Annotated in this window: 7 protein-coding genes and 1 pseudogene; 7 read left to right on the forward strand and 1 reads right to left on the reverse strand. The window is 67.3% G+C overall.

All coding sequences use genetic code 11. The annotated features are described in order from the left end of the window. The first annotated feature begins 45 nt into the window (after nucleotides 1-45). The 7 genes and pseudogenes from D9599_RS26350 to D9599_RS26380 form a co-directional block, all read left to right on the forward strand. Entirely contained in the window at nucleotides 46-2,988 is a 2,943-nt protein-coding gene (locus tag D9599_RS26350) for a monovalent cation/H+ antiporter subunit A (protein ID WP_198384273.1), read from the forward strand. Continuing rightward, entirely contained in the window at nucleotides 2,988-3,332 is a 345-nt protein-coding gene (locus D9599_RS26355; RefSeq protein ID WP_198384274.1) for a Na+/H+ antiporter subunit C, read from the forward strand. Before D9599_RS26350 ends, D9599_RS26355 begins: the two co-directional genes overlap by 1 nt. Beyond that, nucleotides 3,329-4,933, forward strand: a complete 1,605-nt coding sequence (locus D9599_RS26360) for a monovalent cation/H+ antiporter subunit D (protein ID WP_198384275.1) — start codon at nucleotides 3,329-3,331, stop codon at nucleotides 4,931-4,933. Before D9599_RS26355 ends, D9599_RS26360 begins: the two co-directional genes overlap by 4 nt. Then, nucleotides 4,930-5,421 carry a Na+/H+ antiporter subunit E gene (locus D9599_RS26365; RefSeq protein WP_198384276.1) on the forward strand — a complete coding sequence of 164 codons (492 nt, stop codon included), beginning with the start codon at nucleotides 4,930-4,932 and terminating at the stop codon, nucleotides 5,419-5,421. The genes D9599_RS26360 and D9599_RS26365 overlap by 4 nt, the downstream gene beginning before the upstream one ends. Beyond that, nucleotides 5,418-5,699: a K+/H+ antiporter subunit F gene (locus D9599_RS26370; protein ID WP_198384277.1), complete on the forward strand. Its 282-nt coding sequence runs from the start codon at nucleotides 5,418-5,420 to the stop codon at nucleotides 5,697-5,699. Before D9599_RS26365 ends, D9599_RS26370 begins: the two co-directional genes overlap by 4 nt. Next, on the forward strand, nucleotides 5,696-6,073 hold the full coding sequence (gene mnhG, locus D9599_RS26375) for a monovalent cation/H(+) antiporter subunit G (protein ID WP_198384278.1): 378 nt from the start codon (nucleotides 5,696-5,698) through the stop codon (nucleotides 6,071-6,073). The genes D9599_RS26370 and mnhG overlap by 4 nt, the downstream gene beginning before the upstream one ends. 793 nt (nucleotides 6,074-6,866) lie before the next feature. Next, nucleotides 6,867-7,433 (forward strand): annotated as a pseudogene (locus tag D9599_RS26380) (LysR family transcriptional regulator); the annotation flags it as partial. Nucleotides 7,434-7,514: 81 nt separating this feature from the next. Here the strand turns inward: D9599_RS26380 and D9599_RS26385 are convergent. Next, a protein-coding gene (locus D9599_RS26385) for an IS630 family transposase (protein WP_198384279.1) occupies nucleotides 7,515-8,575 on the reverse strand; the annotation gives its coding sequence in 2 pieces (ribosomal slippage) (nucleotides 7,515-8,089 and nucleotides 8,089-8,575; 1,062 coding nt in all). Nucleotides 8,576-8,786: the final 211 nt, after the last annotated feature.

Genomic DNA, 8,786 nt, shown 5'->3' on the forward strand with positions numbered 1-8,786 from the left:
GCGCGCATTCCGCTCGCCCGCCGCAAGGGAGGCTGAGACGCCACGATGCCCGAGACCGCGCTGCTCCTCACCCTCATCCTCCTGCCCTTCGCCGGCGCGGTCACCGCCGGGCTGATGCCAACCCATGCCCGGAACGCTGCCGGGGTGCTGGCCGGCGCGGTCGCGCTGATCGGTCTTCTGCTCGTCTGGGTGGCCTACCCGACCGTGTCGGCGGGTGGCGTGCTGCGGGCCGAGCTTGCCTGGATGCCTGCACTCGGGCTGAACTTCTCGCTGCGCATGGACGGGTTCGCCTGGCTCTTCGCGGGCCTCGTGATGGGGATTGGCGCACTCGTCGTGCTCTACGCCCGCTACTACATGGCCGAGGACGACCCCGTTCCGCGGTTCTTCGCCTTCCTGCTCGCCTTCATGGGGGCGATGACCGGCGTCGTCATCTCCGGCAACCTCGTCCAGCTTGCCTTCTTCTGGGAGCTGACGAGCCTCTTTTCCTTCCTGCTGATCGGCTACTGGCATCACACCACGGCGGCCCGCGAAGGCGCACGCATGGCGCTGACCGTGACCGCCACGGGCGGGCTTGCGCTGTTCGCGGGCGTGCTGGTGCTCGGCCACATCGTAGGCAGCTACGAGCTGGACGCGGTACTCGCCGCGGGCGACCGCATCCGCGAGCATCCGCTCTACCTCCCGGCGCTGGTCCTCATCCTGCTCGGTGCCCTGACCAAGAGCGCGCAGTTCCCCTTCCAGTTCTGGTTGCCCAACGCCATGGCGGCACCGACACCCGTCTCGGCCTACCTCCATTCGGCGACGCTGGTGAAGGCGGGCGTGTTCCTCCTGGCGCGCCTCTGGCCGGTGATGGCCGGGACCGACGCCTGGTTCCTGCTCGTCGGCGGGCTCGGGCTGGTGACGATGCTGCTCGGTGCCTATGTCGCCATCTTCCAGAACGACTTGAAGGGGCTGCTGGCCTACTCGACGATCAGCCACCTTGGCCTGATCACGCTGCTGCTCGGGCTCGATAGCCAACTCGCCCTCGTCGCGGCGGTGTTCCACATCCTGAACCACGCTGCCTTCAAGGCTTCGCTCTTCATGGCGGCGGGCATCATCGACCACGAGACGGGCACGCGCGACATCCGCCGCCTGTCGGGGCTAAACCGCTCGATGCCCTTCACCGGGCGGCTTGCCCTCGTCGCGGCGGCGGCGATGGCGGGAGTGCCGCTGCTGAACGGCTTCATCTCCAAGGAGATGTTCTTCGCCGAGGCGCTGTCCGCCGAAGGCCCGTCGGGGCTGGTCAACGTCCTGCCCTTCGCCGCCATGCTGGGCAGTGCCTTCAGCGTCGCCTACTCGCTGCGCTTCATTCACGGCGCCTTCTTCGGTCCCGACCCTGTGGACCTGCCGCGCACGCCGCACGAGCCTGCCACCTGGATGCGCTTTCCGGTCGAGATCCTCGTGCTGATCTGCCTTGGCGTCGGCGTGCTGCCCGCTGCCACGGTCGGGCCCTTCCTCGATCTTGCGGTGCGCTCGGTGCTTGGCAACGAGGTGCCCTATTACAGCCTGTCGGTCTGGCACGGCTTCAATTTCCCGCTGCTGATGAGCTTCATCGCGCTGGCCGGAGGCGTGGCGCTCTACCTGCTGCTGCAGGGGCGGCTCGGGAGCGAGATCGAGGGCGAGCCGCTGCTCCGCCGCTTCGAGGGCAAGCGCATCTTCGAGCGCGCGATGGTCTTTCTCTCCTGGAGGCTAGCGCGGCGGCTGGAAGGGATCGCCAGCACGCGCCGGCTGCAGCCTCAGCTTCGTCTCATCGTCGCGGCCGCCTTCCTGGCAAGCGGCGCAGCCGTGTGGGCTCGAGGCCTCGGCCCGGGCAACCTGCCGCCTGCGCCCCTGGACCTCGTGCTGGCCCTGGTCTGGGCGGTGGGTGGGGCCTGCGCGCTCGGCGCCGCGAGCCTTGCGAAGTTCCACCGCCTGGCGGCGCTCATCCTGGTGGGCGGGGCCGGGCTCGCGGTCTGCATCACCTTCGTCTGGTTCTCCGCGCCGGACCTGGCCCTAACGCAGCTCACGGTCGAGGTTGTCACGACCGTCCTGCTCCTGCTCGGGCTGCGCTGGCTGCCCAAGCGCGTCGAGGTGCCCGGGGATGGTGGGCCAGAGGTGCTGACCCGCGCGCGACGCCTGCGCGACCTTGCCCTGGCGGTAGGCGCGGGCGGCGGGCTCGCGGCGCTCTCCTATGCCGTCATGACGCGCACGCCGCCCGAGCTGCTCGCGCAAGATTTCCTCGCCCGCGCCTACACCGAGGGTGGCGGCACCAACGTGGTCAACGTCATCCTGGTGGACTTCCGCGGCTTCGATACTCTCGGCGAGATCTTCGTGGTGGCCGCGGTCGCCCTGGCCACCTACGCGCTGCTGCGCCGCTTCCGCCCTGCAGCCGACAGTGTCGAGCCACCGGTGCAGCAGCAGGACCAGTTTTCCGCGGACTTTGCGGAGCCCGGGACGGGGCGGCCCGTGGCAGACTGGCTGCTGGTTCCCTTCACCCTGACCCGGCTGATCTTTCCGATCATGACGCTGGTAGCCGCCTTCCTGCTGCTGCGCGGCCACGACCTGCCAGGAGGTGGCTTTTCCGCAGGCATGGTCGTCGCCATCGCCGTTATCCTCCAGTACATGATTGGCGGTACCGCCTGGACCGAGGACCGCTTGGCCTGGCTCAGGCCCCGTGTCTGGATCGGCGCGGGGCTGCTGCTGGCGTCTGGCACCGGCCTCGCCGCGCTCGGCTTCGGCCGCCCATTCCTGACCTCCTACTTCGGCTACATCGACCTTCCGATCATCGGGGAAATGCCGACCGCAAGCGCGCTGCTCTTCGACATGGGCGTCTTCGCGCTGGTGGTCGGCGCGACGCTGCTGATGCTCGTCGCCCTCGCCCACCAATCGGTGCGTGGCCGCCGCGCCACCTCGCGAGCGCTCGCCTCGTCGGCAACGGCGGGGCGGGTGCGCGTCTTGGCAGGGGATAAGTGATGGAACTCGTCGTGTCCCTCGCCATCGGGGTTCTGGCGGGCTCTGGCGTCTGGCTGCTTCTGCGGCCACGCACCTTCCAGGTCACCATTGGCCTTGCGCTGCTGTCCTACGCGGTCAACCTCTTCATCTTCTCGACGGGGGGCCTGCGCACCGGTGCGGATGCCATCCTGGGGCGCGGACAGGTCGGCACGCTCACCAGTTTCACCGACCCCGTGCCTCAGGCGCTGGTGCTGACGGCAATCGTCATCGGCTTCGCCACCACAGCGTTGCTGCTGGTGGTGCTGCTCGCGGCGCGTGGCCTGACGGGGACCGACCACGTGGACGGCCGGGAGCGCGACCGGTGACAGCCTGGACCGACCACCTGGTGATCGCACCGATTCTTGTGCCCATGCTGGCAGGCGCCGCCATGGTCCTTGCAGGGGGTGATCGGCGCCGGTTTCTGGCCGGGCTCGGCCTAGGCTCGACGGTCCTGATGTTGGTGCTCTCCGCGGCGCTGTTGGTTCTTGCCGACGCGCCAGAGGTGCGGACCTACCGTCTGGGCGACTGGCCCGCCGCCTTCGGCATTGTCCTGGTGCTGGACCGGCTCTCGGCGATGATGGTGGCGCTGGCCTCTGTCCTTGGTTTCGCGGCCTTCGTCTTCTCCCTCGCGCGGTGGCACCGCGCGGGGGCGCATTTCCATCCGCTATTTCAGTTCCAGCTCATGGGGTTGAACGGCGCGTTCCTGACAGGTGACCTGTTCAACCTCTTCGTGTTCTTCGAGGTGATGCTCGCCGCCTCCTATGGCATGGCACTGCACGGCTCTGGCACGGCGCGCGTCCGGGCGGGCCTCCACTACATCGTCATCAACCTGCTTGCCTCACTGCTATTCCTGATCGGGGTCAGCGTCGTCTACGGCATTGCGGGCACCCTCAACATGGCGGACCTAGCGGTGCGCATGCGCGACATCGCCGCGGAGGACCGGGCGCTGCTGGAGACCGGGCTCGCGGTGCTCGGCATCGCCTTCCTGGTCAAGGCGGCGATGTGGCCCCTCGGCTTCTGGCTGCCGGACACCTATGCCGCGGCCGCCGCGCCGGCCGCAGCCATCCTCTCGATCCTCAGCAAGGTCGGCATCTACGCCGTGCTGCGCCTCTGGCTGCTGCTATTCGGCGATGGCGGCGACACCTCCGTGGGCTTTGGTGCCACGGCCCTGAGCGTGGGAGGTTTGCTAACTATCGCCTTCGGCTCGGTCTCGGTGCTGGCGAGCCAGAACTTGGTGCGCCTCGCCGGGGCGAGCGTGCTCGTCTCCTCCGGGACGCTCCTGGCCGCCGTCGGCATGGGCCAGGCCGCCGTGACAGGCGGCGCGCTGTTCTACCTTGCGGGCTCCGTGCTGGCGATTGGCGCCCTCTTCCTGCTCGTCGAGCTCGTGGAGCGGGGGCGCGACATCGGCGCCGACGTGCTGGCCGTGACGCGTGAGGCCTTCGGCACCGGCGAGCACGAGGAGGATGGCGAGCCCGGCGAGCGGGATGCCATCGGCATTCCCATCCCCGCCACTGTGGCTACCCTCGGCGTGTCCTTTCTGGCTTGCGCCCTGCTGATCGCGGGGTTGCCACCTCTGTCCGGCTTCCTGGCCAAGTTCGCCATGCTGTCGCCACTGCTCGCCCCAGGCGGAGGCGCCCCGCCCCCGATGGCCTGGGTGATGACGGCGGCGCTCATCCTATCGGGTCTGGCGACGGTGGTGGCGATGGTGCGTGCCGGGATGGATGCCTTCTGGGCCAACCCGGCCGGAATGCCACAGCGGGTCAGCGTGGTTGAGTTCCTGCCGATCGCGCTGCTGCTCCTGTTATGCGCCGGGCTCACGATCGCCGCTGGGCCGGTCATGGACTACGCCATCGCCGCGGCGGAAGCGCTCCACGCGCCGTCGGACTACCTGCGCGGGGTGCTGGTCTCGCCGGAGGGGGGCCGATGAAGCACCTCCTGCGGCACCCGCTCTTCGCATTGCTCCTTCTGATCGCCTGGCTGCTGCTGATGGAGAGCGTCTCGCCCGGCGCCGTCCTACTCGGCAGCCTCCTTGCGCTCGGTGGTTCCTGGGCGCTGGCGTCGCTGGCGCTGCCCCGGGCGCGGCTACGCCGCCTCGCAGTGCTCCCCGGCCTCATGCGCGACGTGCTGGTGGAGGTGGTGCGCTCAAACAACGCCGTCGCTCGGATCATCCTGAACCCCAAGGGCGGCACCACGCGACGCTCCGGCTTCGTCCGCATTCCGCTCGACATGCGCGATCCCTACGGGCTGGCGGCTCTGGCCTGCATCCTCACCGCAACACCGGGGACGGTCTGGGCCGAGTACGACGCCGAGGAAGGCACCATGTTGCTCCACGTCCTCGACCTGATCGACGAGGCGGAGTGGGTCTTCATCGTTAAACAAAAGTGGGAGCAGCGGCTGATGGAGATCTTCGAGTGAGCGCCGTCGTGCTCGGATGGGCCGTCTTCCTGGCGCCGTTCCTGCTCGTCGCCGCGATGGGTTGCGCGACGTTCCGCCTGCTGCGAGGACCGCGGGCGCAGGACCGAGTGCTTGCGCTCGACACCCTCTATGTCATTGCAGCCATGCTGCTGCTGGTCTTCGGCATCCGGACCGGCAGTTCGCTCTATTTTGAGGCGGCGCTGCTGATCACGCTAATCGGCTTTGTGGCAACGGCCGCACTTTCCAAGTTCCTAATGCGCGGGGAGGTGATCGAGTGACGCAGGCAGTGGAACTTCCCGGCTGGGCGGCGCTGACGGTCGCCGTCCTGCTGCTGTCAGGTGCCGGGTTGACCTTGGTCGGCGCAGTCGGCCTGCTTCGGCTGAAGACCTTCTACGAGCGCGTCCATGCGCCGACCCTCGGCACCACGCTTGGGATCGGCTGCGTGCTGCTGGCCTCGATGCTCTTCTTCTCGCTCGTGCAGACCCGCTTCATTCTGCATGAGATCCTCATCGCGGTGCTGGTCGTCATCACAACCCCTGTCACCCTCATGCTGCTGACGCGCGCCGCGCTCTATCGAGACCAGATTGAGGGAACGGGGGCGGTCCCGCTTCCCCTACACCTCAGCCGAGGACGCAACATCGACAACCAATGATCGATGCTGAGGTGGCACCGTTTTGGGAGCGAGCACCGGCACAAAGGGGCCTCCTCCAGTCTGAGGTTTCGTCACCCGTTTGTCGGACACGGCATGGGCGTCCCGGATTTTCCAGCCGATGTGCTGCAGCTATTCGCTGCTGACTGGACCGGTCCAACTATGTTCACTTCACCCTTTTCTCGACCAGGTTGCCGGCTTGCGAAGTCAGCCGGCCACGCTTCCATCCCATCAGACGCGCATTGTAGGCGAGAGCAGCATTGTCTCTCGCGCGAGGAAAAGCGCCAAGAGCTGTGCTGGATGGGGAGCGATCGGCTGGAACTCTGGCATCAGCCCAGGCTTGTGCCGACCCAGAGCATGCCCCTCAGTTTGCTTCAGTAGCGCCGCCACGACCACGTTCAACTGGCGCGGCAGCGTGCCCAGGCAACTCAGTCTTTGATCCATTCCTAATTTGGCAACCCGCGAGCGCGGATCGAATGTCCGGTTTAGCCGCGCTTGCCGGTTGATGACCGGGAGAGGAGAGGGGGCGCGCTATCGGGCGTGAGCAAGGAGGACGCGCCCTCTTCCGTCCGGAAAGCGGGATTGCATGGTTGCTGGCTACGGTTCAGTTCAGCCTCAGCCTGTTTCACTGCCGCACTCGACCCGAACTGGACGTCCCATAGCACGTCGGATGGTCGGGTTTTGGCCGATAGCGGCAGTTCCGCTTCCAGGCGAAGGATCCGGGGAAAACGGCCGTCGGTCGATGTGCCATCCCTGAGTTGATTGTGTGTGCGGGAAGGATGAGCCATGCTCAACCGTGCCTCTGAACCGGACCGATCTTGCCGACTACAGCTACTTCCTGGCGATAGCGAGGCATCGCAGCTTCCGGCGCGCCGGGCTTGAGCTGGGCGTCAGCGCCTCGGCGCTTAGTCACGCACTGAAGGGGCTGGAGACGCGCGTCGGGATCCGATTGCTGAACCGCACCAACCGGAGCGTCACGCTGACGGCGGCTGGGGAGGAGTTGCAGGCAGCGATCTGCGGCCCGTTCGATGAGATCGAGCAGGCGGTTGATCGGCTCAATCGATACCGCGATGCGCCGACCGGCCAGATCCGCATCAACGTCGCCAGTGACGCGGCGAGCCTGCTGATCGGTCCCGTCCTGCCCGCGTTCGTCGAACGCTATCCGGACGTGGAACTCGACGTCGCGGTCAGCAACCATCTGATCGACGTGACTGATGGAGGGTTCGACGCCGGTGTCCGCTATGGCGGCACCGTGCCGGCTGACATGGTGGCGCAGCGGCTTTCGGCGGACATACGCTGGGTGGTCGCCGGCTCTCCAGCCTATCTCGACCATCATGGCGCCCCCACGCACCCTGACGACCTTGTCGGCCACCGTTGCCTGCGCTTCCGGATCGGAGACGATAGTATCTACCGGTGGGAACTAGGGCCTGTTATACTAACCGCCTCAGAGTTTGACCTGTGCCCAGGAGCGGCGGGTGATGGAGGCGATCTGCTCGGGTGCGCTGCTCAGGGTGGACCAGGCATGGCAGCAAGCATCGACGATGGCGTCGTAACTGTCCCAGACGCGGTGGCTGAGCAGGTTCCGGCGCAGGAACTCCCAGACGTTCTCGACCGGGTTCAACTCGGGTGCGTAGCGCGGCAGCGGGAGCAAGCTGATGTTCTCGGGCAGGCGCAGCCTGGGTGAGGTGTGCCAGCCAGCACCGTCGAGCACGAGAACGGCGTGCGCGCCCTGGGCCACGCAGCGGCTGATCTCGGCCAGGTGGATGTTCATGGCCTCCACGTTGACCTCAGGCAGCACGACAGCCGCCCCGACGGCGCGCTCGGGGCAGACCGCGCCGAAGAGCCAGGCCCAGGTGTAGCGATGGTCGCGCACGGCACGTGGGCGCGTGCCTCGCTTGGCCCAGATCCGTGTCAACGTGCCCTGCTGGCCGACGCGAGCTTCGTCCATAAACCAGATCTCAAGAGGTGTGCCGGTGGCGACCTCGTGGGCAACCTCCTTCACCCGATCAGTGAAGCCCCCTTAAAAGCCGCCTGCGCGGCGAGGTCACTCTGCGGGTGCTGGGGTCGCACGGAAAGACGACGGAAGCGCAGCGTGGCCAGCAGCTTGCCGACCGTGCGCTCGTGCAAACTTACCCTAAACTCGCTCCCGATCCGCTCCTGCAGGTCGCGGCAGCGCCAGCGCACAACGCCGTCCCGCTCCAGGTCCGGTCCATCCTCCACCCAGCGGGCCACCATCGCCTCCTGCGCGTTCGAGAGCCGTGGCGCCGGACCCGGAGCACGCCGGTTCACCAGCCCGGCAAGCCCTTCATCGTTGTAGCGGTGTACCCAGTCGCGAAGCGTCTGCCGATCCATACCGCAGCTTTCGGCTGCCTCCTCGCGGGACGATCCCTCTAGCACCAGTGCGATCGCCAGCATCCGGCGTGCAGCACTTGCATCACGGCTCCGCGCCGCTGACTTCCGAAGCTCGGCCGCCGAGAGATCCTGCCGCGTGATCGCCAGCGCCATCTCAACCTCCCAAACCAGCCCTCAGGAGGAGCGAATCACAACCGCCGCACGGACGGGATCACATCCGAGTCAGTGGCCAAGGCGGTTGGTATTAGCGCCTGAATCCTTGGCAAGGTGCCTGCGTTCTCTGGCCTTTTGGAGAACGGGATGGTGACCTTCCTCCGTAGAAGCGGTCCGCCGGTAAAGTGAGTCCGGCAGATCTGTGGAGGGC

Origin of the sequence: Roseomonas sp. KE2513 (assembly GCF_016107305.1) — a bacterium.
Classification (GTDB): Bacteria; Pseudomonadota; Alphaproteobacteria; order Acetobacterales; family Acetobacteraceae; genus Roseomonas.

What these genes read in the sequence shown, in the direction of transcription:
- D9599_RS26350 (WP_198384273.1), top strand. Translation starts at nt 46, where the DNA reads ATGCCCGAGACCGCGCTGCTCCTCACCCTCATCCTCCTGCCCTTCGCC.
- D9599_RS26355 (WP_198384274.1), top strand. Translation starts at nt 2,988, where the DNA reads ATGGAACTCGTCGTGTCCCTCGCCATCGGGGTTCTGGCGGGCTCTGGC.
- D9599_RS26365 (WP_198384276.1), top strand. Translation starts at nt 4,930, where the DNA reads ATGAAGCACCTCCTGCGGCACCCGCTCTTCGCATTGCTCCTTCTGATC.